The 22412-nt window shown below is 73.5% G+C and carries 22 protein-coding genes; 6 read left to right on the top strand and 16 right to left on the bottom strand.

Annotated features, from left to right (window positions below; all coding sequences use genetic code 11):
• Positions 1–28: 28 nt before the first annotated feature.
• Positions 29–679, bottom strand: coding sequence for a TetR/AcrR family transcriptional regulator (locus HDG69_RS12320; protein ID WP_171784132.1), 651 nt, complete (start codon positions 677–679; stop codon positions 29–31).
• A 76-nt stretch (positions 680–755) separates the two neighbouring features.
• On the opposite strand from HDG69_RS12320, the gene HDG69_RS12315 reads away from it, so the two are divergent.
• The gene (locus tag HDG69_RS12315; protein WP_171784131.1) at positions 756–1610 is read left to right on the top strand and encodes an alpha/beta fold hydrolase; all 855 of its coding nucleotides are present in this window, start codon (positions 756–758) and stop codon (positions 1608–1610) included.
• Positions 1611–1682: 72 nt separating this feature from the next.
• Here the strand turns inward: HDG69_RS12315 and acnA are convergent, their stop codons facing one another.
• On the bottom strand, positions 1683–4436 hold the full coding sequence (gene acnA, locus HDG69_RS12310; RefSeq protein WP_171784130.1) for an aconitate hydratase AcnA: 2754 nt from the start codon (positions 4434–4436) through the stop codon (positions 1683–1685).
• 239 nt (positions 4437–4675) lie between these two features.
• On the opposite strand from acnA, the gene HDG69_RS12305 reads away from it, so the two are divergent.
• Positions 4676–5338 carry a DUF5701 family protein gene (locus HDG69_RS12305; protein ID WP_171784129.1) on the top strand — a complete coding sequence of 221 codons (663 nt, stop codon included), beginning with the start codon at positions 4676–4678 and terminating at the stop codon, positions 5336–5338.
• A gap of 19 nt (positions 5339–5357) precedes the next feature.
• On the opposite strand, the gene HDG69_RS12300 is transcribed toward HDG69_RS12305, so the two are convergent.
• Genes HDG69_RS12300 through HDG69_RS12290 form a run of 3 tightly spaced genes read right to left on the bottom strand, consistent with a single transcriptional unit; the run spans position 5358 to position 9117 of the window.
• Complete coding sequence (locus HDG69_RS12300; protein WP_171784128.1) at positions 5358–5783, bottom strand: hypothetical protein; 426 nt, start codon at positions 5781–5783, stop codon at positions 5358–5360.
• A 22-nt stretch (positions 5784–5805) separates the two neighbouring features.
• Positions 5806–7101: a TRAM domain-containing protein gene (locus HDG69_RS12295; protein ID WP_171784127.1), complete on the bottom strand. Its 1296-nt coding sequence runs from the start codon at positions 7099–7101 to the stop codon at positions 5806–5808.
• A gap of 18 nt (positions 7102–7119) precedes the next feature.
• A complete protein-coding gene (locus tag HDG69_RS12290; protein ID WP_171784126.1) occupies positions 7120–9117 on the bottom strand; it encodes an amino acid permease in 1998 nt (665 codons plus the stop codon).
• Positions 9118–9210: 93 nt separating this feature from the next.
• Here HDG69_RS12290 and HDG69_RS12285 point away from each other — a divergent pair, with 93 nt between their 5' ends.
• Both HDG69_RS12285 and HDG69_RS12280 read left to right on the top strand, forming a co-directional pair.
• Positions 9211–9870, top strand: coding sequence for a potassium channel family protein (locus HDG69_RS12285; RefSeq protein WP_171784571.1), 660 nt, complete (start codon positions 9211–9213; stop codon positions 9868–9870).
• Entirely contained in the window at positions 9870–10544 is a 675-nt protein-coding gene (locus HDG69_RS12280) for a potassium channel family protein (protein WP_171784125.1), read from the top strand. The genes HDG69_RS12285 and HDG69_RS12280 overlap by 1 nt, the downstream gene beginning before the upstream one ends.
• Positions 10545–10560: 16 nt before the next feature.
• On the opposite strand, the gene HDG69_RS12275 is transcribed toward HDG69_RS12280, so the two are convergent.
• The 4 genes from HDG69_RS12275 to dut all read right to left on the bottom strand — a co-directional run bounded on the left by HDG69_RS12275 (position 10561) and on the right by dut (position 13085).
• Positions 10561–11379, bottom strand: coding sequence for a DUF3159 domain-containing protein (locus HDG69_RS12275; protein ID WP_246256614.1), 819 nt, complete (start codon positions 11377–11379; stop codon positions 10561–10563).
• Positions 11376–11744: an OB-fold nucleic acid binding domain-containing protein gene (locus tag HDG69_RS12270; RefSeq protein ID WP_171784124.1), complete on the bottom strand. Its 369-nt coding sequence runs from the start codon at positions 11742–11744 to the stop codon at positions 11376–11378. The genes HDG69_RS12275 and HDG69_RS12270 overlap by 4 nt, the downstream gene beginning before the upstream one ends.
• An 8-nt stretch (positions 11745–11752) precedes the next feature.
• Positions 11753–12508, bottom strand: a complete 756-nt coding sequence (locus tag HDG69_RS12265) for a DUF3710 domain-containing protein (protein ID WP_171784123.1) — start codon at positions 12506–12508, stop codon at positions 11753–11755.
• A gap of 91 nt (positions 12509–12599) precedes the next feature.
• Complete coding sequence (gene dut / locus HDG69_RS12260) at positions 12600–13085, bottom strand: dUTP diphosphatase (RefSeq protein WP_343036420.1); 486 nt, start codon at positions 13083–13085, stop codon at positions 12600–12602.
• A 43-nt stretch (positions 13086–13128) separates the two neighbouring features.
• On the opposite strand from dut, the gene HDG69_RS12255 reads away from it, so the two are divergent.
• Entirely contained in the window at positions 13129–13623 is a 495-nt protein-coding gene (locus tag HDG69_RS12255; RefSeq protein ID WP_171784122.1) for a DUF3093 domain-containing protein, read from the top strand.
• Positions 13624–13729: 106 nt separating this feature from the next.
• Here HDG69_RS12255 and HDG69_RS12250 read toward each other — a convergent pair whose 3' ends face one another.
• From HDG69_RS12250 to HDG69_RS12240, 3 genes are all read right to left on the bottom strand, one after another.
• Positions 13730–14029 (bottom strand): DUF4193 domain-containing protein, encoded by a 300-nt coding sequence (locus tag HDG69_RS12250; RefSeq protein ID WP_171784121.1) that lies wholly within the window; start codon positions 14027–14029, stop codon positions 13730–13732.
• A gap of 188 nt (positions 14030–14217) precedes the next feature.
• Complete coding sequence (locus tag HDG69_RS12245) at positions 14218–15060, bottom strand: inositol monophosphatase family protein (RefSeq protein WP_343036419.1); 843 nt, start codon at positions 15058–15060, stop codon at positions 14218–14220.
• A complete protein-coding gene (locus HDG69_RS12240) occupies positions 15057–15722 on the bottom strand; it encodes a trimeric intracellular cation channel family protein (RefSeq protein WP_343036418.1) in 666 nt (221 codons plus the stop codon). The genes HDG69_RS12245 and HDG69_RS12240 overlap by 4 nt, the downstream gene beginning before the upstream one ends.
• Positions 15723–15860: 138 nt before the next feature.
• On the opposite strand from HDG69_RS12240, the gene sepH reads away from it, so the two are divergent.
• Positions 15861–17096, top strand: a complete 1236-nt coding sequence (sepH, locus tag HDG69_RS12235; RefSeq protein WP_171784120.1) for a septation protein SepH — start codon at positions 15861–15863, stop codon at positions 17094–17096.
• A 15-nt stretch (positions 17097–17111) separates the two neighbouring features.
• Here the strand turns inward: sepH and HDG69_RS12230 are convergent, their stop codons facing one another.
• From HDG69_RS12230 to HDG69_RS12215, 4 genes are all read right to left on the bottom strand, one after another.
• Positions 17112–17756, bottom strand: coding sequence for a thymidine kinase (locus HDG69_RS12230; RefSeq protein WP_171784119.1), 645 nt, complete (start codon positions 17754–17756; stop codon positions 17112–17114).
• A gap of 26 nt (positions 17757–17782) precedes the next feature.
• Entirely contained in the window at positions 17783–18991 is a 1209-nt protein-coding gene (locus tag HDG69_RS12225) for an alkaline phosphatase family protein (protein WP_171784118.1), read from the bottom strand.
• Complete coding sequence (locus HDG69_RS12220; RefSeq protein WP_171784117.1) at positions 18988–19587, bottom strand: DUF5998 family protein; 600 nt, start codon at positions 19585–19587, stop codon at positions 18988–18990. Before HDG69_RS12220 ends, HDG69_RS12225 begins: the two co-directional genes overlap by 4 nt.
• Before the next feature lie 67 nt (positions 19588–19654).
• On the bottom strand, positions 19655–22375 hold the full coding sequence (locus HDG69_RS12215; RefSeq protein WP_171784116.1) for a GNAT family N-acetyltransferase: 2721 nt from the start codon (positions 22373–22375) through the stop codon (positions 19655–19657).
• Positions 22376–22412 lie beyond the last annotated feature (37 nt).

Here is a 22412-nt window from a genome sequence, read left to right as displayed (position 1 = left end):
ACCCGGCCCTGCCGTCGAGCCCTCCCCCTCACGCGAGCAGGGTGGGGTCGGCGCCCCTCGCGAGCAACGCCGCCCGGATCGCGCGGCTCGCCCGGGCGTAGACGCCGTCGTCGGCGAACAGCAGCGAGCGGTCGTTCGCAGCGCCCAGCAGGGCGTTGATCTCGAAGGCGACCTGGACGGCGTCGGTCTCCGCCTCGAGCTGTCCCGCGGCGGCCGCCAGGTCGGCATGGTGGGTCAGGTAGCCGTCCCACTGCTCCTGGGTCTCCACCACGGCGTCGCGCACCGGTCCCGGTGCGCGACCGTCGAGCTCGACCTCCGCCGCTCGGAAGAAGCAGCCACCGGCGAACACCCGGGAACGGGAGTAGACGGTCCAGGAACCGACGAGGGCCCACAGCCGCGGGAGGCCCGGCTCGGCGGAACGAGCAGGGACCACCACCTCGTCGACGAACGTGCCACGGGCATGGTCCACGACGGCGAGCTGGAGCCCCTCCTTGGAGCCGAAAAGCCCGGCGATCGCGCTCTTGTTCACGGGCGCGGCGGCTGCCAGCGTGCCGAAGGTCAGCCCGCCGAGCCCGTCGACGGAGGCGACCTGCACCGCGTGGTCGAGAACGACCCGGCGGGTGCGGTCGCCTCTCGCTCGGCGACCGTCGGTCGGGGCAGGCTCCGGGATCGGCGTCATGGAGTGATAGTACGACCGTTCGTTCAGTGTTACTGTGCGAACGGTCGTACACCTACTTGGTCCTCCGGAGGTCCCCGTGCCGTTCGTCCCCGCTCCCGTCCGCACCGGCTTCCGTGTGCTGGGCACCCTCGCCCCGCCGCTCGCCGTGGGGCTCGGCGTCCGCGCCATGCGCCGCGTCGGTCCGCCCTCCCGCATCCGGCCCGTCGACCAGCCGGTGCACGACGCCGCACGCCGTCGCCTCGTCCGGGTCGGTGACGAGCGGGTGGCCACCTACGCCTGGGGAGATCCCGACGCTCCCCCGGTGCTGCTCGTCCACGGCTGGCAGCTGCGTGCCTCGCGGTTCGCCCGGCTCGTCGAGGCGTTCGAGTCCGCGGGCCTGCAGCCCGTCGCCTTCGACGGCGTCGCGCACGGCGACTCCTCCGGCCGCTCCACCCAGGCCGTCCAGCACGCTGCCACGCTCCGAGCGGTCCAGGAACAGGTCGGCCCTGCGGCAGCCGTCGTCGGGCACTCCCTCGGGGCCATGGCCGCCGGTCTCGCCCTGCGGGACGGGCTCGCCGCGGAGCGCTTCGTGTCGATCGCGGCGCCCACCGGGTTCGAGTCCGTCATCGGCTCGTTCGTCCGCCAGTCCGGGCTCCCGCCGCGATTGCACGACCGGCTCGCCGACCGTGCCGCGCGCGTCATGTTCCCCGCGGTCGACGCGCCACGTACCGAGCTCGACCTGACCCACCACCCGGTCCCGGCCCACGTCCCGACCCTGTTCGTCCAGAGCACCACCGACTCGATGAACGACCCCGCCGACGCTCGCCGGCTCCACACCGCGCACCCGGGCAGCGAGCTGCTCCTCGTCGAGGGGCTCGGCCACAACCGCGTGCTGGACGACCCCGCGGTCGCGCGGGCCGTCGTCGACCACGTCACCCGGGTGCCCGCCTGAGCGGGCAGACGGCCGACGCCCCGCCGCTCCACCAGGGAGCGACGGGGCGTCGGACGGTGTGCGTCGGACGCGTCAGGCGACGAGCGAGCGCAGCACGTACTGCAGGATGCCGCCGTTGCGGTAGTAGTCCGCCTCGCCCGGGGTGTCGATGCGCACCACGGCGTCGAACTCGACGGTCGAGCCGTCGGCCTTCGTGGCCTTCACCGCGACGGTCTCCGGCGTCGTGCCGTCGTTGAGCGCCGTGACGCCCGCGATGTCGAAGGTCTCGGTGCCGTCCAGGCCGAGCGACTCCACCGACTCACCAGCGGGGAACTGCAGCGGCAGCACGCCCATGCCGATGAGGTTCGAGCGGTGGATGCGCTCGAACGACTCGGTGATGACGGCCTTGACGCCGAGCAGCGCGGTGCCCTTGGCCGCCCAGTCGCGAGACGAGCCGGAGCCGTACTCCTTGCCGCCGAGCACCACGAGCGGGGTGCCCTGCGCCGCGTAGTCCTGCGCCGCGTCGTAGATCGTGTCCTGCTCGCCCTTGACGAAGTTGTACGTGAACCCGCCCTCGACGCCGTCGAGGAGCTGGTTCTTCAGGCGGATGTTCGCGAAGGTGCCACGGATCATGACCTCGTGGTTCCCTCGGCGCGAGCCGTAGGAGTTGAAGTCACGGCGTCCCACGCCGTGCTCGGCCAGGTACTTGCCCGCGGGGCTGTCCGGCTTGATCGCGCCGGCCGGGGAGATGTGGTCGGTCGTGACCGAGTCGCCGAGCTTGGCGAGCACCCGCGCACCGGAGATGTCCTGGACCGGCGACGGCTCGGCTCCCATGCCCTCGAAGTACGGGGGCTTGCGCACGTAGGTGGACTCGGTGTCCCAGGCGAACGTGTCGCCCTCGGGGGTGTCGAGCGCACGCCAGCGGTCGTCACCGGCGAAGACGTCCGCGTAGTCCTTGGTGAACATGTCGCGGCTGATGGACGTCGCGATGGTCTTCTCGACCTCGTCCGCGGTGGGCCAGATGTCCCGCAGGAAGATCGGCTTGCCGTTCTCGTCGCGACCCAGGGGGTCGGCGTCGAAGTCGAACTCCATGGTGCCGGCCAGGGCGTAGGCGATGACCAGCGGCGGCGATGCCAGGTAGTTCATCTTGACGTCGGGGTTGATCCGGCCCTCGAAGTTGCGGTTGCCGGACAGCACGGAGACGACGGCGAGGTCGTGCTCCTGGACGGCCTCGGAGATCTTCTCGTCCAGCGGGCCCGAGTTGCCGATGCAGGTGGCGCAGCCGTAACCGACCAGGTGGAAGCCGAGCTTCTCCAGGTACGGCCACATGCCGGCCTTCTCGTAGTAGTTCGTCACGACCTGCGAGCCCGGGGCCATGGACGTCTTGACCCACGGCTTGGCCTCGAGGCCCGCCTCCACGGCCTTCTTGGCGAGCAGCGCGGCGGCGAGCATGACCGACGGGTTCGAGGTGTTGGTGCAGCTCGTGATCGAGGCGATCGCGACGGCCCCGTGGAAGAGCTCGAACTCCTTGCCCTCGGAGTCCGTGACCGGCACGGTGCGGCGGACCTGCTCGTGCGTCGAGGGCGAGTCGGAGGCCGGGAAGGACTCCTTCTCCGCCTGGTCGACGGCGTCGATGACGTCGGCGGCGTAGTTCGGCAGGTCGCGGGAGAACGCGGCCTTGGCGTTCGACAGCTCGATGCGGTCCTGCGGGCGCTTCGGGCCGGCGATCGAGGGCACGACCGTGGACAGGTCGAGCTCCATGTACTCCGAGAACGTCGGCTCGACGTAGTCCGGCGACGACGGGTCCAGCCAGAGGCCCTGCTCCTTGGCGTAGGCCTCGACGAGCGCGAGCTGCTCCTCGGACCGGCCGGTCAGGCGCAGGTAGTCGACCGTGACGCCGTCGATCGGGAAGATCGCCGCGGTGGAGCCGAACTCCGGCGACATGTTGCCGATCGTGGCGCGGTTCGCCAGCGGCACCTGGCCGACGCCCTCGCCGTAGAACTCGACGAACTTGCCGACCACACCGTGCTGGCGCAGCATCTGGGTGATGGTCAGCACCACGTCGGTGGCGGTGACGCCCGCCGGGATCTCGCCGGTCAGCTTGAAGCCGACGACGCGCGGGATCAGCATCGACACGGGCTGGCCGAGCATGGCGGCCTCGGCCTCGATGCCGCCGACGCCCCAGCCGAGCACACCGAGGCCGTTGACCATCGTGGTGTGCGAGTCGGTGCCGACGCACGTGTCCGGGTAGGCGCGGAGGACGCCGTCGACCTCGCGGGTCATGACGGTGCGCGCCAGGTACTCGATGTTGACCTGGTGGACGATGCCGGTGCCCGGGGGGACGACCTTGAAGTCGTCGAACGCCGTCTGGCCCCAGCGCAGGAACTGGTAGCGCTCGTGGTTGCGCTGGTACTCGAACTCGACGTTGCGCTCGAACGCGTCGGCGCGGCCGGCGACGTCGATCTGCACGGAGTGGTCGATGACCATCTCGGCCGGTGCCAGCGGGTTGATGCGGGTCGGGTCGCCACCGAGCTCGGCGACGGCCTCACGCATCGTCGCCAGGTCGACGACGCAGGGCACACCGGTGAAGTCCTGCATGATCACGCGGGCCGGCGTGAACTGGATCTCCGTGCTCGGCTGAGCGTCGGGGTCCCAGGCGGCCAGGGCGCGCACGTGGTCGGCGGTGGTGTTGGCACCGTCCTCCGTGCGCAGCAGGTTCTCGGCGAGGATCTTGAGCGCGTACGGCAGGCGCTCGAGCCCTTCGACGGCCGACAGCCGGAAGATCTCGTACGAGTTCCCTGCGACGTCCAGGGTTCCCTTCGATCCGAAAGTGTCCACGCTGCTCACTGCGGCTCCTTCTACGGGGGCTTTCCGGCGCGGGCACCGATCGGGAGATGGTTCCGACGCCGAGGTTTCCGGGGGCTCCGCCCAGCGTACGCACAGGCCGCCGGGCTGGCCCCAGCATAACCCATATATCTTGACGTCAAGATACTTAGGGGTGCCTCACCGTGACCCGACACGGTCGGGAACACCGTCGGGCCGCCAGGCGTTGCACCCTGGCCGCTCCCCCCACGGAAGGACCCCGCGTGCCCGCACCCCTGCCCTCCCTCGCCACCCAGGCCGCCCACCTGGTCGAGCTCGGCCTGCTGACCGACCACGGAACCCTCGACCCCGCAGCCCTGCACTCGGCCGCCGCAGAGCTCGCCCGACGCGCGCCCGAGGGCTCCCTGCTCGTGGTGCACCCCCGGCACCTGCCGCCGTCGTCCCTCGCGCCGCACCTGCGCCGCCAGGTCCGCACCCGCAGCGGCACGGACGAGCGTCCCGGGTTCGTCGTCGTCGACATGCCCGACGTCGACGCCTTCGCCCCCACGGGCGTCGACGAGCCCACCAGCGACGTCTACGCCGTCGTCGGCCCGGACCGGGGCGACGACCTGGCGAACTGGTCCCCCGCCGAGGCGTCGCCCGAGATCGCCGGGCGCGGCCGCAGCCCGCTGACCCTGGCCGAGGGCCTGCACTGGGTGCTGCAGGACCCCACGGCGCTGGAACGCAACCGGTGCTTCATGACGATCGGCTCCCGGCTGCGCAAGCCGGACGGCTCGTTCGACACGCGCACGCCGGCGGTGTGGATCTCCAACGGCACCGGCCGGGGCGGCATCGAGCGCCGCGGCGCTGCCAAGGTCGGCTGGTGCTGGTGGGGCAACCGGCACACCTGGCTCGGCTTCGCCTCGGCCGCGGCGCGGCTCGCCTGAGACGTCCGGCGGTCCCGGGTCACCCCGGGGCGACCAGCTCCAGCTCCACCTCGAGCGACTGCGGGTCGACCCCCGCCGGGAGGGCCACGACGTGCGTGGTGTAGACCATGTCCGCCGTGCACATGCCGTCGTCGACCTCGAGACGGACCGAGACCAGGTCGCCCTCGGCGGTGACCGACGTCGGCGTCCACGGGCAGGACGAGCTGCCCGCCGCGTAGACGGCCAGCCGCCCGTCCTGCCCGAGGACCCAGCCCGGCTCCATGCCCTCCGTGGCTTCCGCACCGGCCGGTGCGCCCCGGTAGCTGTTGAGGACCAGGTCCGGATCCTCTTGCCGCACGAGCAGCGCGACCACGAGACCGGCCAGCGCCACCACCGCGACCACCGCCAGTCGCAGCGGCAGCCAGCGGCGCACCGGCCCTCGTCCGTCCGTGGTTCCCCCGTCCATGACCCCGACCGTACCGGGAGGGTCAGCGGTCCAGGACCGCCACGCACTCCACGTGGTGGGTGTGCGGGAACAGGTCGAACGCCCGCAGGCTCGTCAGGCCGTAGCCGTGCCCGGCGAGCAGGCCGATGTCGCGTGCCAGCGCCGCCGGGTCGCACGCCACGTAGACGATCCGACCCGGCGCCCGGCCCGCGATCGCGTCGACGACGGTGCGCCCGGCGCCCGCACGCGGCGGGTCCAGCACCACGACGTCGGCCGGACCGACGTCGCCCTGGGCGTCACCTGCGCTGCCGGCGAGCACCCGGTCCACCGCGCCCAGGCGCAGGTCGACCTGGTCCAGGCCGTGCACGTTGCGTCGGGCGTCCTTCACGGCCTGCTCGTCGCCCTCGACCGCGACGACACGCCCCTGCTCCCCGACGGCGGCCGCGAGCGGGAGCGTGAACAGCCCGGCCCCCGAGTACAGGTCGAGGACGGTCCGCCCGGTGACGTCACCGACGGCGTCCAGCACCGCGCCGGCCAGCACGGCCGGCGCCTCGCGGTGCACCTGCCAGAACCCGTCCGCAGCGACCCGGTAGCGGTGCTCGGTGCCGCCCACCGTCACCGTCTCGCTCACCGAGCGGCGGGCGTTGGGACGGAAGTCCGGCCGGCCCCGTCGCCACGGCGTGCCGTCGACGAGCACCATCGGCGTCTCGCCACCGGCCGGCGCCACGAGCTCGATGCGCTGGCCCGGGCGCCAACGGTGGGTGAACACGCTCTCGCTCTCTGCGAGCGCCGCCACCTCCGGGGTCCCCAGCGGCATCGCGTCGAGCGTGACGACGTCGTGCGAACGGAAGCGCCGCATGCCCGCGCGCCCCCCGCCGTCGGTCACGAGCTCGACGCGGGTGCGGTACCCCAACCCGTGGTTCTCGTCGTCGCCCGGTGCGGCCTCGACGGTGACATCGAGCTCCAGGCCGGCGAGCCGCTGCAGCTGTTCCGCCACGACGGCCGCCTTCCACCGGCGCTGGGCGGGCAGGGAGACGTGCGAGAGCTCGCCGCCCCCCGCGCCACCGGGGCCGGCGGCCGGCCAGGCCGGTTCGACCCGGTCCGCGGACGACTCCAGGACCTCGACGGCATCCGCGCGCCAGAACTTCTTGCCGCCTTCCGTCACGCGTGCACGGACGGTCTCACCGGGCAGCGTGTGCCGCACGAAGACGACACGGCCCTCGTGCCGCGCGACGCAGTGGCCGCCGTGGGCGACGGGACCGACCTCGAGCACGAGCTCGAGGCCGACGTTCGGGTCGACGGGGCGGGGGCGGGGGGACGATCGGCGGGGTCGGGTCACCGACCCATTGTCCCTTGCTCAGAGCGGTCGGCGGCCCTCGACCTCGTCACTCTCGAGTCCCGTGTACCCCGCGGACGAGGAGAGCTGCCACGGGACGGAGGCGACGACCACGCCCGGGGTGAACAGCAGCCGGCCCTTGAGCCGCAGCGCCGACTGGTTGTGCAGCAGGTGCTCCCACCACCGGCCCACGACGTACTCGGGGATGTACACCACGACGAGGTCGCGCGGGGACTCGCTGCGCAGCGACCGCACGTAGTGCAGGACCGGGCGGGTGATCTCGCGGTAGGGCGAGTCCAGCACCCGCAACGGCACCGGCAGGTCCAGCGCCTCCCACCGCTGGCGCAGGTCGGCGATCTCGTCGGCGTCCACACCCACCGTCACGGCTTCCAGCGAGGAAGGTCGGGACGCCCGCGCGTAGGCGAGCGCACGCATCGTCGGCTTGTGGACCCGCGAGACGAGCACCACGGCGTGCACGCGGCTGGGCAGCGCGCGCGCCCGGGACAGGTCGTCGAGCGCGAGCTCGGACCGCACCCGGTCGTAGTGCTTGCGGATGGCGCGCATGAGCACGAAGAGCACGGCCATCGCGACCACCGTGATCCAGGCGCCATGGGTGAACTTCGTGACCAGGACGATCACCAGGACGGCCGAGGTCAGGCCGAAACCCAGGCCGTTGAGCGCCCTCGACCACTTCATCCGGGCCCGGACGGCGCGCGAGGGCTCCTTGCGCAGCTCGCGCGTCCAGTGCCGCAGCATCCCGAGCTGGGAGAGGGTGAACGAGACGAAGACCCCCACGATGTAGAGCTGGATGAGGGTCGTGACCTCGGCGTTGAAGACGAGCACCAGCACGCCGGCCGCGATCGCGAGCGTGACGATGCCGTTGGAGAACGCCATGCGGTCACCGCGGGTGTGCAGCTGACGGGGCAGGTACCCGTCCTTGGCGAGCAGCGACCCCAGGACCGGGAACCCGTGGAAGGCCGTGTTGGCGGCGAGCAGCAGCACCAGCGCGGTGACGCCGATCGTGATCGCGGCGACCACGGACAACCCGCCGAACACCGTCTCGGCCAGCTGGGCGAGGACGGGATGCTGCTCGTAGTCGTCGCCGACGGGCACCCCGTCCCGGGTGAGCTGCGTGGCGGGGTCCTCGACGAACTTCACGCCCGTCGCCTGCGCGAGGAACAGGATCGTCATGAGCATCGCGGCCGAGATCGCGCCCAGCAGCGCGAGCGTGGTGGCGGCGTTGCGCCTCTTCGGCCGGCGGAAGGCCGGCACGTCGCTGGTGATGGACTCGACGCCGGTCAGCGCGACGGCGCCCGAGGCGAAGGCACGCGCGACGAGGAACGCGCCGGCGATGCCGAGCAGCCCTTGCTCGTACCCGGCCGCGGGGACCAGCTCCAGGTCGGCGCTGGGCGCCTGCGGCATGTCACCGGACCAGAACCGCACCGCGCCGACGACGGCGAGCACCCCGAGCGCGGCCATGAAGCAGTAGATCACCACGACGAAGACCCAGGCGGACTCGCGCACGCCGCGCAGGTTCACCACCGTCAGCGCGGCGACCAGCGCGGCGGCCACGAGCGGTTCGTGGCCGCGAGCCGACGGGACGAGCACCGCGAGGTACTGCGACGCCGCGGACAACGACACCGCCACGGTGAGCACGTAGTCGAGCATGAGCGCCGAGGCGACCCCGATGCCCGCCGTCGGGCCCAGGTTGGTCGTCGCGACCTCGTAGTCGCCACCACCGGAGGGGTACGCGCGCACGATCTGGCGGTAGGAGGCGACCACCACCAGCAGGACGACCACGACGACGAGCCCGACCCACGGGGAGAACGCGGTGGCCGCGATGCCCGCGAGCGCGAGCATCAGCAGGATCTCGTCCGGGGCGTACGCCATCGACGACAGCGCGTCCGAGGCGAACACCGGCAGCGCGACGCGCTTGGGCAGGAGAGAGCGCTTCGAGCTCTCGCTGCGCAAGGGGCGCCCTAGGAGCAGCCGCTTCGCGGCGTCTGCGATGTCCGACACGGTGACTCATGCTATGCCCGACGGGGCGTCCCGGCGCGGGTCGGCACACCGGCTGCCAGGGGTATAGCGTTCCGTGGTGTGCACTTCGTGATCATGGGATGCGGCCGCGTGGGCTCCTCGCTCGCGCAGGAGATCGAGGCGCGCGGCCACTCGGTCGCGGTCATCGACCAGAACCCCGACGCCTTCCGCCGGCTCGGCCCCGACTTCGCCGGCCACAAGGTGACCGGCGTCGGCTTCGACCGCGAGACGCTCGTGCAGGCCGGGATCGAGGACACCTACGGGTTCGCCGCGGTCTCCGACGGCGACAACTCCAACGTGCTCGCCGCACGGGTCGCCCGGGAGACCTACGGTGTCGACCACGTCGTCGCACGGATCTACGACCCGCACCGGGCCGAGATCTACCAGCGCCTCGGCATCCCGACCGTCGCGACGGTCCGCTGGACCGCGGACCAGGTCATGCGGCGCATGCTCCCGCTCGGGGCGACCGACGAGTACCGCGACCCCACCGGTGTCGTCCGGCTCGCGCAGGTCGACTACCACCCCGACTGGCTCGGCAAGTCCGTGCGCCGCATCGAGGCGACCACCGGCGCACGGGTCGCGTTCCTCACACGGTACGCCGAGGCGCGGCTCGTGGCGCCGGACACCCTGCTGCAGGAGAACGACGAGCTGCACGTGCTCATGCACGCCGACGACGCCGCCCGGGTCGAGAGGCTGATCACCCACACCCCCGGGCCCGAGGAGGACCAGGACTGATGCGTGTCGTCATCGCCGGTGCCGGGTCGGTCGGCCGGTCCATCGCCTCCGAGCTCCTCGCCAACGACCACGACGTCGTCCTGGTGGACAAGAACCCGTCGGCCATGCGGGTCTCCCAGGTCCCCGACGCCGACTGGGTCCTGGCCGACGCCTGCGAGACGTCCTCCCTCGACGGGGCGGACGTGTCCTCGGCGGACGTCGTGGTGGGGGCCACCGGGGACGACAAGGTCAACCTCGTGTTCTCCCTGCTCAGCAAGACGGAATTCGCCGTGCCCCGCACGGTCGCCCGGGTCAACAACCCGCGCAACGAGTGGATGTTCGACGAGTCGTGGGGCGTCGACGTCGCGGTCTCGACGCCGCGCATCATGACCGCCATGGTCGAGGAGGCCGTGTCGGTCGGCGACCTGGTGCGGATCTTCACCTTCCACCAGTCGGGCGCCGACATCCTCGAGGTGACCCTGCCCGAGGAGTCCCCGCTGGTGGGCCTGCGGGTCAGCGACGTGGTCTGGCCGCCGGACGTCGTCCTGGCCTGCGTGGTGCGCGGCATCCGGCCCTTCAGCCCGACCCCGGACGACGCGCTGGAGGCCGGCGACGAGCTGATGCTCGTCACCGGCCAGGAGTCCGACCCTGACATGTTGCAGCGACTCGTCGTCGACGGGCCCGAGCTCGGCTGAGGGCGGCTCGCCAACCTCAGGTCGCGGCAGGCTCCCGGCCACGGGAGTGAGCGCCGCGCACCACGACCCAGGTGAGCCACAGCACGAGACCCCACAGCGGGACGCCGAGGATCAGGTGCATGGTGCCGAGCCACCCGACGTCGCCGTTCAGGTAGAGCGGGACCTTGACCACCAGGCGCACGGCGAAGAGGCCCACCCAGAACCAGCTGGCGATGGTGTAGCGGCGCACGAGCCCGGCGTCGGACCGCCAGGCCGCCAACGCGGCGAACGGGCTCTCCTGCCCGTCCTCGGCAGGCTCCGTGTCGCTGTCGGCCCCGGCGCGACGGGTCGACGGGTCGGAGAATCCGGCCCGGATCCCCTCGACGACGAGGCCCACCAGGGGCCAGCGCACCAGGATGGAGATCACGAAGGCGAGCAGGTAGGCGGCGTTGGTCCACAGCCCGACGACGTAGAAGTCCTGGGCCTCGCCCGACCGCCACGCCCACACGACACCGACGGCGATCCCGAGCACGCCGCCGAGAGCCTGGGTGACAGGGGTGCGCTGGACCAGGCGTGCCACGACGGCCACCAGCGCGGCCCCCACCGCTGACAGCAACGACGGCGGGAGGTCCTGCGTGACGACGTAGACGACGACGAAGACGAGTCCCGGCAGGATCGCCTCGACGACGCCCCGTACCCCGCCGACCGCCTCGGTGAACGAGAAGGAGTCGGCGGTCACGGCGCGCATCCCGCGACGTGGCCCCTCGCCGGAGGACGTCGGGTCGCCGGTCGTCGCCTCGGGAGCGTGGCGCTGGTCGTTCACGTGGTCCTCGTGCTCCTCGTCCTGCCGGCTCATTCGCCGGCCCGCGCGCGCAGCTCGTACCGGGGGTTGAACATCGTGCGCCGGCCGTCGCGGACCGTCACCATGCCCTCGACGCGCAGCCGCCGCCCTGGCTCGATGCCGGCGATCTCCCGGCGCCCGAGCCAGACCAGGTGCAACGTCCCCGACCCGTCGTACAGCTCGGCCTCCACGCTGGGGACGTTCTGTCGTGGACGCAGCACGACCGAGCGCAGGACGCCGGAAGCAACGCCGCGATGACGCGGCTCGAGCTCCTCGAGCGGGCGACAGCCCGTCACCAGCGCCGCGGCCGTGCGCTCCTCGTCGGCGGCGACCTCGTCGGTGGAGGCGAGAGCCGTGCGGACCATGCTGCGCAGGGACACCGGGGGCCTCAGCGGATCTCGGTGATCTCCGGCCCGCGCGTGAGCGGGTCGAAGGACGGGGCCTGCGGCGTCGTGTCGGGGAGCCCGTCCGTGGTGTCGGCCCCCGCACCGTCCTTGCGGGCCTGCCGCGGCAACGTGAGCGTGAGCAGGTCCCGGGGCGGGCGAGGGTTCGAGTCGCGGACGACGACGATGTTCGCGAAGACCGACTCCAGCGGCTTGGCGGCCTCGGTGTCGACGGCGGCGCGCCCGGACAGCACGCCGCGCAGGAACCAGCGCGGGCCGTCGTGGCCGATGAACCGCGCCGGCCGTACCGCCGGCTTGCCCTCGGCCGTCTTCGCCGGGATGCGCGCCACGAGCTCGCGGCCGAACGCGCCGGGGACGTCGTCGACCGTCCCGCCCTGCTTGGTCAGGGACGCTGCGATCTCCTCGCGCACCTCGTCCCAGATGCCACCTGTCTTGGGCGCGGCAAAGGCCTGCACCTGCAGCACGGAGCCCTGCAGCGAGGCCGCCACTCCGGTGACCTTCTGCGACTTCTTGTCGACCTCCATGCGCAGCTGCAGCCCGGGCAGCACCGGCAGCCAGACCGCTCCGAGGTCCACGCGCGGCCCCATGGCCGTCACCTGCGAGGAGTCGTACGGTCCGCGCCCCGCGGGCGCCGCCGTCGGCTCCGCGCCCCCGGGCTCTCCGCCCGGAGCGGCAGCGGTCTCGTCCGCAGCGGCGGACTCGGTCGCCTTCGTCGACGCCTTGCGCCGGAACAGACCCACCAGGGATCTCCTTGTCTCGTCGATTCCGACGGCGCGCACGCCGTCCTGTATCCAGGTTAGACCGATCGTGGCACCGGTCTAAACGCGCAGGTCAGGCGGGCGTGATCCCACCGCTCGACCCGAACCCGCCGTCGCCGCGGTGCGACCCGGGCAGACGGTCCGCCACCAGGAAGCGGGCGTGCTCGACGCGCTGGACCACGAGCTGGGCGATGCGGTCACCACGGCTCAGCCGGACGGTCTCGGTGGCGTCGGTGTTGGCCAGCACGACCTTGATCTCGCCCCGGTACCCGGCGTCGATGGTGCCGGGGGCGTTGACGACGGTGACGCCGTGCTTCGCCGCGAGGCCGGAACGGGGGTGGACGAAGGCCGCGAAGCCCTCCGGCAGCGCGATCGCCACACCGGTCGGCACGACGTCGCGCGTGCCGGGGGCGAGCTCGACGTCGCGCGTCGTGACCAGGTCCGCACCGGCGTCGCCCGGATGGGCGTAGGCGGGCACGGGAACGCCGTCGTCCAGGATCGTGACGAGCACGTCGAGCGTGCTCGGGTCGGTCACCGGCGGGCTCGCATTCTCAGGCACCGGGGCAGCCTATCGGACACCTGGGGCCTGCGATGATGTACGCATGAACGACGCGTCCACGCGATCATCCGACACCACCGGCTCGGCGCCGACACCGCTGTTCCGCGAGCGCCTGCTGCCGGGACCGGGCGCGTGGGTCGCCGCGGTGGGGCTCGGGGTGATCGTGGCCGTGGTGGTCCTGCCCGTCGCCCCGCTGGTCGCGCCGGGCGCAGGGATCCTGGCCGCGGCGGGCGTGATCGCCGCCCTGGTCGCCACCGCCCCGGTGGTCGAGGTAGCCGACGGCGAGCTGCGCGCCGGGACCGCCCACGTCCCCGTCGGCCTGCTGGGGCCCGTCACCCCCGTGTTCAGCGCGGAGGAGATGCGGGTACAGCTCGGGCCGGAGCTCGACGCCCGCGCGTACGTCTGCCTGCGCAGCTGGGCCCGCACGGGGCTCAAGGCGGAGCTGGTGGACCCGCTGGACCCGACGCCGTACTGGTTGATCTCCACGCGCCGTCCGGACGACCTGGCCGCGGCGATCGAGGAGGCGGCGGCCCGCTGAGCGCTCCGGCGCCGTCGGCCCGCACGGTCCGGGGACGACGAAGGCCGTCACGTCGAGGACATGACGGCCCGGGTGTCGGGGACTGGACTGGTGCCAGGCTCGAACGTCAGGCGGCGCACTCCGTGCAGATCATCTGGCCCTTCTTCTCGTAGGCCAGCTGGCTGCGGTGGTGCACGAGGAAGCAGCTCGAGCACGTGAACTCGTCAGCCTGGCGGGGAAGGACGCGCACCGCGAGCTCCTCGCCGGACAGGTCGGCGCCCGGGAGCTCGAACCCTTCCGCGGCTTCCGTCTCGTCCTCGTCGACGACACCCGACGACTTGTCGGAACGACGGGCCTGGAGCTCCTGGATGGAGTCCTGCTCGTTGTCCTCTTCGTTCTTGCGGGGTGCGTCGTAGTCGGTTGCCATCTGTGGTGTCACACTCCGTGGGGGTCGGTGGCGGTACGCGCTGGTAATGCTCGGCGGACTGGTTTTGTTCCCGGTCGGCCCCCGGATTCTGCACTATTCGTGGCGGGTACGCGACACGACGCCGTGTCGCGCCGGTCACACCCGGGTTGACCAGCGCAAACAGTAGCTGATCTCAGCCTCGCGCCGGGTCACTCGAGCCCGTCGGCGTCAGCGGCCTCCAGCAGGGCCACCAGCTCCGTCTGCCGCGCCGGCGCCCCGGCGACGGTCATGAGCTGCGTCGCGGGCGCTCCCCGCAGCCCGGACAGCGCGGCACCGGCCTCGACGGCCACCAGGCCTCCGGCGGCGACGTCCCACGGGTTGAGACCACGCTCGTAGTAGAGGTCGAGGGAGCCCTCGGCGAGGAGGCACAGGTCGATGGCCGCCGCACCGAGACGGCGGATGTCGCGCACCCGGGGCAGCACCTGCCCCAGCACGCGGGCCTGGTGCGCCCGTCGCGTCGCGTCGTACCCGAAGCCGGTGCCGACCAGGCAGGTCGCGAGCGAGGTCGCCTCGCGCACCCGCAGCTCCCGACCGTCCTTCTCAGCACCCTGACCGCGGGCCGCCGTCCAGGTCACGCCGTCCACCACGGAGTGCACGGCCCCGGCCAGCGGCGTCCAGGTGGCCGGGTCGGTCCCGCCCGCCACCACGGCCACGGAGACGGCGTAGGAGGCGATGCCGTACAGGTAGTTGACGGTCCCGTCGATCGGATCCACGACCCACGTCAGACCGCTCGTGCCGGGGACGTCGTCGCCCTCCTCACCGAGGATCGCGTCCTGCGGACGGCGAGCGGCCAGACGCCGGCGCAGCAGGGCCTCCGAGGCGCGGTCCATCTCGGTCACCGGATCGACGTCGGTGGACTTCGTGGCCGCGACCACGACCCGGTCGGGGCGGCCACCACGCACCATCGCCCCGGCCTCGAGCGCGAGCGATCGGGCCAGGGAGCGCAGGTCGGCGATCTCGGGTGCGGACGGGAGGGCAGGCTGTGAGGTCACCCGTCCATCCTGCCCGATTCCCGGCCCCACCGGCCGGTCCAGCCGCCGCCGACGTGCGGCACGACCCAGCCGAGCGCGAGGGACAGCAGCCGGAAGCCCAGCACGAAGGCCACGACGCACAGCGCGGACCACCACGCCCACCACCCCGTCTCCCACAGCACGACGACGGCGCCCGCGCCGAGGATCGCCGGGACGGCGTAGAGCTGCCGGTCGGCGAAGATCAGGGGCGTCTCGCCCACGAGCATGTCGCGCAGGACACCACCCCCGACGCCCGTGAGGACACCGACGACGAGCGAGGCGAGCAGCCCGGCGTCGAGCTCCAACGACTTGGTCGTGCCCTGGACGACGAACAACGACAGCGCGGCGGCGTCGAGCACGACCACGGAGCGGCGCAGCCGGGCCAGCCCCGGGTGCAGCACGAACGTGACCAGTCCCGCCGCGAGCGCCGCGACGACCAGCCGCCAGCTCGAGATGCCCACCGGCGGGGTGTCGCCGATGAGCAGGTCGCGCAGGATGCCGCCGCCGAGCCCGCACACCCAGGCCAGCACCAGCACGCCGAACAGGTCGAACCGCTTGCGCACGGCGGCCAGCGCCCCGGAGACCGCCGCGACGAAGACGGCTGCCGTCTCGAGGACGCTGACTCCGGCCATCAGGTTCTCCACGGGGTCATCCTGTCCAGCGCCCGGGCCACGAGCAACCGAGGATTCGCGGCACACCGACGCGCCTGCACGCGGCGGGCCGTCACGGGTGGCACCCTCGAACGAGCGGGCCCGCCGTGCGGGCGGGCGTGAGGAGGAACCATGGCAGAGCTCGAGCTCGTGACGTTGCACGAGGACGCCGAGCGCCTGGTCCTGCGCGGCCCGGACGGCGTCGAGCACACCTTGACGATCACCGAGGCGCTGCGGGCCGCGGTCCGTCGCGACAGGCCGCGGACCGAGGCGCTGCAGGCCGAGTCCGCGGCGACGCTGCGTCCCCGCGAGGTGCAGGCACGACTGCGCGCCGGGGCGACGGCCGAGGACCTGGCCGAGACCTCCGGGCTTCCCCTGGAGCACGTGCGCCGCTACGAGTGGCCGGTCATCACCGAACGCGACCACGTCGTCAACCAGGTGCGCACCCACCACGTCGACCCCGAGGGGAAGACCGACCTGGGTGAGCTGGCGGACAGCCGTCTGGCCGCGCGGGGCGTCCGCGAGGGCGAGGCCACGTGGACCGCCCGGCGCGAGGGCAACGCCCCGTGGCACGTGGAGGTCCGCTTCACCGCCGGGGAGCGCGAGCGCACCGCCCGCTGGTCGTTCGACCCCAAGGGCCGCGTCGTGGTCGCGCTGGACGACGAGGCGCGCTGGCTCGGGCAGCCCGACGACCCGGTCTCCCCCGAGGTGCTGGGCGTGCCCGGCGTGGTCGACCGGCGACGCCCCGCACCACCCGATCCGGCGGGCGACGCCACGGCACGGCTGCTCGACGACCTGGCAGGTCGGCGCGGTCAGCGTCCGGCGCAACGGCCCCGACGCAGCGACGCCGGCCCGCAGGACCAGGAGCTGCCCCTCGATCTGACACCCCCACCCGTGCCCGACGACGGCGCGAGCGTGGTCGACCTCGGTGCGCGGCGCGACGCGCAGCGTGCCTCGCGCAGCGCCGGCTCGGCCGACTCGCCGGGCGCAGCGCCCGCCGAGCAGGCCACGGACGAGGACCCTGCGCCGGAGACCGGCTCCGCGCGTGGCAGCGGGTCACCGGCCACCGAGCCGGAGACCGACCGGGGAGCCGCGAGCGGCCCGGAAGGTTCACCGTCGACGCCAGGTACGGACGGTCCCGGACCGACGGCGACCGACCCGGTGGTTGCGGAGCCCGTGACCTCGGACCCCGTGGCGACCGAACCGGTGGTGCCGGGCACTGCGGCGCCCGTGCCGTCGGCGGTCCTGGGCGACGTCCCCGCCCCGCCCAAGCCGGGCAAGTCCGGTCGGCGCTCCCCGCGCAAGGGGCGCGCGCAGGTGCCGAGCTGGGACGAGATCGTGTTCGGCGGTGCGCGCCCCTCGTCCTGAGGCCGGTCGCACCGCTCAGTGCATGTCGAGCAGCGTGTCCGTCGACGGCGCGAGCCGCCGGGCGGTGTCTTGGGTCATCCGTCGCATGTGGTGCCGGCGGCACAGCACCTCGTAGGCGACCTCCGCCCCGGAGGCGACGTCCCCGACGACGACCTGGTCGCCCTCGACGACCATGACCCCGCCGACGGTCCGGGCGTTGTGGGTGGCCCGCGCCCCGCACCAGCACAGGGACTGCACCTGCAGCACCTCCATGCGGTCGGCGAGCTCCACGAGACGTGCCGAGCCGGGGAACAACCGGGTGCGGAAGTCGGCGGTGATGCCGAACGCGAAGACGTCCATCTCGATCTCGTCGACCAGGCGCGCGAGCTGCTCGACCTGCGCGGGCGAGTAGAACTGCGCCTCGTCGCACACCAGGTAGTCCACGACGTGGCCGTGCTGCCGCTCGGCGGTGATGACCTGCCAGAAGTCGGTGTCCTCGGTGACCTCGCGCGCGTCGACCTCGAGGCCGAGCCGCGACGACAGCCGGGCCGCGCCGGCGCGGTCGTTGCGCGTGAAGATGATGCCGTGGCGTCCGCGGGCGCGGTGGTTGTGGTCCGTCTGCAGGGCCAGCGTCGACTTGCCGCTGTCCATGGTCCCGGAGAAGAAGACGAGCTCGGCCATGCTCAGATCCTGTCAGACGGCGGTGTTCAGAAGGCGACGAGCAGCGGGACGACCATCTCGGTGGGCGTCAGCGACCCGTGGACGCCCGGCATGCGCCGGGCGTTGGCGGAGTGCAGCCGGGAGTCGACGACGGTGGCCCTCCCCCGCGCGGCGACGAGCACGTCACCCACCGCGGGCAGCACGTGGTCGGCCACGGGCCCGAGCCAGCCGGCGTCGGTCGCGGCGTCGCGCGGCACGACGACGGCGTCCTCACCCAGCGTGGCGGCCCACCGCTGCGCGATCCCCGCGGGGTCCGCGCCGGGGGCGGCGTAGACGTGGGTCATGCGCGGCTCGCCACCGAGCAGGGCGACGTCCTGGTCGAGGGCGGGGACGGCGGCGACGTCGTGCTGGCGGGCGGGGTCGGTCGTGACCTGGCCGTGGTCGGCGGTGACGAGGATCAGGGTGCCGGCCGGGACGCTCGCGGCGAGGCGGCGCAGCTCGGCGTCGGTGGCCTCCAGCGCGTCGCCCCACTGCCACGAGTCCGGTCCGTGCTGGTGCCCGACCGCGTCGACCTCGCCCTGGTAGAGGTAGACGAGCCCGTCGTCGCGCAGGGCCCGCAGCGTCGCGTCGACGCGCTCGGCGAACGTCTCGGCCACCACGTAGCGCGGTCCGCGCAGGGCGGCGCGCGTCATGCCGGACCCGGCGAACTTGGCAGGACCGGGGGCCACGACACTGACCCCGGCGCCGAGCGCCTCGAAGACCGTGGGCTCGCGCTGCAGGTCGGCCGGGTCGGTGCCCAGCGGCGCAGAGGTCTTGGGCTCGGGCCGGTACGGGTCGGACTGCTCCTGCCAGGACACCATGGTGGCCAGCCCGCCGGTGGCGGGGTTGCGCTGGGTGTACCCCAGCATGCCGGTCAGGCCCGGTGCGGTGCCGGTGCCGAAGGTGGCGAGCGCGGCCGCCGTCGTCGACGGGAAGCTGGTCACCAACGAGTGCGCTTCGGGCAGCAGGCGGCGCAGGAACGGTGCGTGCCCGCCGCGCTCGGCGAGGTTGTGCAGGCCGAGGCCGTCCACCATGACGACGACGACGCGCCGCGCGGCCGGCAGACCCAGCGCGGCCGCGCAGGCGGTCGACCGCAGGCCGGTGCTGGTGGTGACGTCCACGCCGAGGCAGCCGGCGGCTGCCGGGAGGACCGCGGCCAGGGAGTCGGTGCCGTAGGACGGCGCGACGAGGTCGTCGGGCAGCGGGATCGCGGTCATCGGGTGGGGCGCCCGCCCACCCCGGTGGCGGCCGAGAGCTCGCGGGCGAACGCGGCGGCACGGCGCACGGCGTCGCGCCCCTCGGCGGCGTCGGAGACCCGCACGACGATGTCGTCGGGTGTGATCTGCCCGGTGTACCCGTGGTCGGCCTCGCAGTTCGGGTCCGGGCACGTCGCGGGCTCGAGGTCGAGGCGGGAGACCGCGCCCCAGCCGACCGCGAGCGTCAGCTCGGCGGCGCTGTCCCCGGGCCGGTGGTCGGCGGGCTCGGCCACGACGTGCGTGAGCGCGACGGACCGCACCTCGCCGAGGGGTACGGCCTCGGTGGTGGCCGCGGCGGACGACGGGTTGGCGGCGTCGCCCTCGTGGTCGTCGACGTGCGCGGCGACCAGGCGCGTCGGGGTCAGCACGAGGACGGTCAGGTGACGGCGCACCTGGCTGTCGAACGTGGTCTCCGCCTGGACGAGGTGCGCGAGGACGGGCTCGTCGGCGAGCGCGACGTCGATCACGTCGTTGACCAGGTCCGGGTAGTACCCGGCCCGGAACACGTGGGCGGTCAGGTCGTCGCGAAGGTTCTTGCGGGCGGTCGCAGAAGGCACCCGCCCATCTTCCCACTCCTGGCAACGCCGTGTGACCTGCTGTGGACAGAGCAGTCGCACGCCGCCGTCAGCCCGGCAGGGCGCGGCGCAGGGAGTCGGCGCGGCGGCCCGCGGGGCGCAGCCGCACGGTGGCGTGCAGCACCGAGGCGCCCTGCTCGGCCACCGTCACGGGGTACAGCTCCAGGGAGGCGAGCTCGGGCAGGTCGTCGGCCATGACGGAGACACGGGCGAGGACGTCCTCGAGCGCGTCGACGTCCGCGGGCGGCGCTCCCCCGTAGCCGTACAGCCGCGGCGCGGCGCGCACGGTGCTCACCAGGGCCGAGACGTCCACGTCGGTCAGGGGCGGGATGCCGTGCGCGACGTCGTCGAGCAGGTCGACGGCGTCGCCGGCCAGCCCGAAGGACACCATCGGGCCGAACAGCGGGTCCTCGGCGCAGCGGATCACGCAGGAGACCCCCACCGGCGCCATGGACTGGACCTCGAAGACCGCGTCCTGCACGCCGAGCACCGTGGCGGCGTTCTCCCGCATCCGGGCGACGTCGGCGCGCAGCTCGGCGGCGTCGGCGATGTCGAGCCGCACTCCCCCGAGGTCGCTGCGGTGCCGCAGCGCGGGCGAGGCGCTCTTCAGCGCGACGGGCCAGCCGAGCTCGTCCGCGACGGCGACCGCCTCCTCGGGCGTGCTGACCTGCCGGGACGGCCACAGGCGCAGGCCGTAGCAGGCGAGCAGCTCGGCGGCCTCGTCGGCGTCGAGGTCGCACGCGTCACGCCCGGCGAGCCAGCCGGTGACGAGGCGGCGCGCCCGGCGCGCGTCCACGCCGTCGGGCATCACGTAGTGGCCGCGCTCCTCGGCCCGGGAGCCGGCGTGCTCGACCACCTTGCCGAGCGCGACGACGGCGTCCTCGGGCGTGGAGAACGCCGGGATGCGGACGATGCGGCCGTCGGGCGCCTCGGCGGTGAGCTCGTCCGGCATGCCGTGCAGCCCGAGCATGGAGGCGACGGTGGTGCGCCCGGTGCGGGCGGCGGCCTCGGCCACCGCCCGGGCGATCGCCCCGGTACGCGGCTGGACGACGGGCACGTCCACGACGACGACAGCGTCGCACGCGCCGGGTGCGTAGAGCGCGTCGACGGTCTGGGCGATCTGCTCCTCGCGGGCGTGCGGGCGCAGGAAGTCGCTGGAGGCGGCCACGGTCAGGCCGGCTGACGCCGCGGCCTCCGCGACGAGGGCAGCGAGCGCCGCCGAGGACGCGAGGATCCCCACGCGGCCCCCGGCCGGGAGCGGCTGGTGGGCGAGGACCTGGGCGATGTCCATGAGCTGGTGGGTGTTGGCGGCCTGGATGACGCCGGACTGGCGCAGCAGCTCGTCCAGCAGCCGTCGCGGGGCGTGCGTGGCGCGCACGGCGTGCCCGGGCGGGACCACCTGGCCGGACCGGCCCGCGGTGGCCACCACCACCGGCTTGACGGCGGACAGCCGCCGCGCGATGCGGGAGAACTTGCGCGGGTTGCCGATGGACTCCAGGTACAGGCACACGACCTCGGTGGCGTCGTCGTCCTGCCAGTACTGCATGAGGTCGTTGCCGGAGACGTCGGCGCGGTGGCCCGCAGAGACCATCGACGAGACACCGAGTCCGCGCCGTTCCAACGTCGCGGCCAGGGTGACGGCGGCCGCCGCCGACTGGCAGAAGAGGCCGACGACGCCGGGCCGCGGCGGGTGCAGGGCGAGGCTGGCGCGCAGGGCGGCACCCGGCGTGGTGGTGAGCACCCCGTAGGAGACCGGCCCCACGACGCGCATCCCGGCGGCGTGCGCGGTGCGCAGCAGCTCGCGGCGGCGTTCCAGGCCGTCGGTGCCGGCCTCGGCGTACCCGCCGGACAGCACGACGACGCCGCGCGCCCCGGTGGCGGCGATCCGCCGGACGGTGTCCACGGCGTCGTCGGGCTCCACGGCCAGCAGGGCGAGATCGACCTGCCCGACGGCGTCCCACCCGGCCGCGTGCTCCACGCCGTCGGGCACGTCGCCGGGCGGGTCGAGGACGACGAGCTCGGTGTCGCCGGGGTCGTTGACCTGGGCGTCCAGGACGCGACGGGCGAGCAGCGCCTCGGGGGTGCCGTCGTCGTGCCCCTGCTCCCCCCGGCCGGGCCCGACCAGCAGGACGCGGCGCGCCGACAGCAGGCCCGCCATCGAGCGCGCCTCGGCGCGGTGCTCCCGGTCGGCCATGACGGCGCGAGAGCGCTCGGTGGGGTCGAGGTCGATGCCGACGGAGACGATGCCGTCGTCCAGGTGCTGGCTGATCTCGTAGCCCGCGTCGCGGAAGACCCCGAGCATCGAGGAGTTCTGCGGCAGGACCTCCGCCGTGAAGCGCCGCACCCCGCGCTCGCGCGCGGCCGCCGCGACGTGCTCCAGGAGCACGGAGGCCAGACCCTTGCCCTGCACGGAGTCGGCGATGTTGAACGCGACCTCCGCCTCGCCGTCGGTGATGACGTCGAACCGGGCGACGCCGAGGACGTCGTCGCGCTCGGCGCCGTCGTCGTCCGTCCCGGGGCGGACCGCGACCAGGGCGACGCGGTCCTGGTGGTCGAGGGTGACGAGGCGCGAGAGCTCACGGTCCGTGAGCCGCTTGATGGGCGCGAAGAACCGGAAGTACGCGGACCGCTCCGACTGGCCCTCCTGGAACCGCTGGATCGCATCGGCGTCGTCGGGCCGGATCGGGCGCACGTGCATCGTGGTGCCGTCGCGCAGCACGACGTCGGCCTCCCACTCGACCGGGTAGGGGGCGGGGCGCAGATCCTCCATCCGAGCAGGCTATCCGCTGCGCGCACCGGGCACTCGG

This window comes from Isoptericola halotolerans, from assembly GCF_013149785.1.
Lineage (GTDB): Bacteria > Actinomycetota > Actinomycetes > Actinomycetales > Cellulomonadaceae > Isoptericola > Isoptericola halotolerans.
This window is presented reverse-complemented; position numbering and strand designations above follow the sequence as displayed.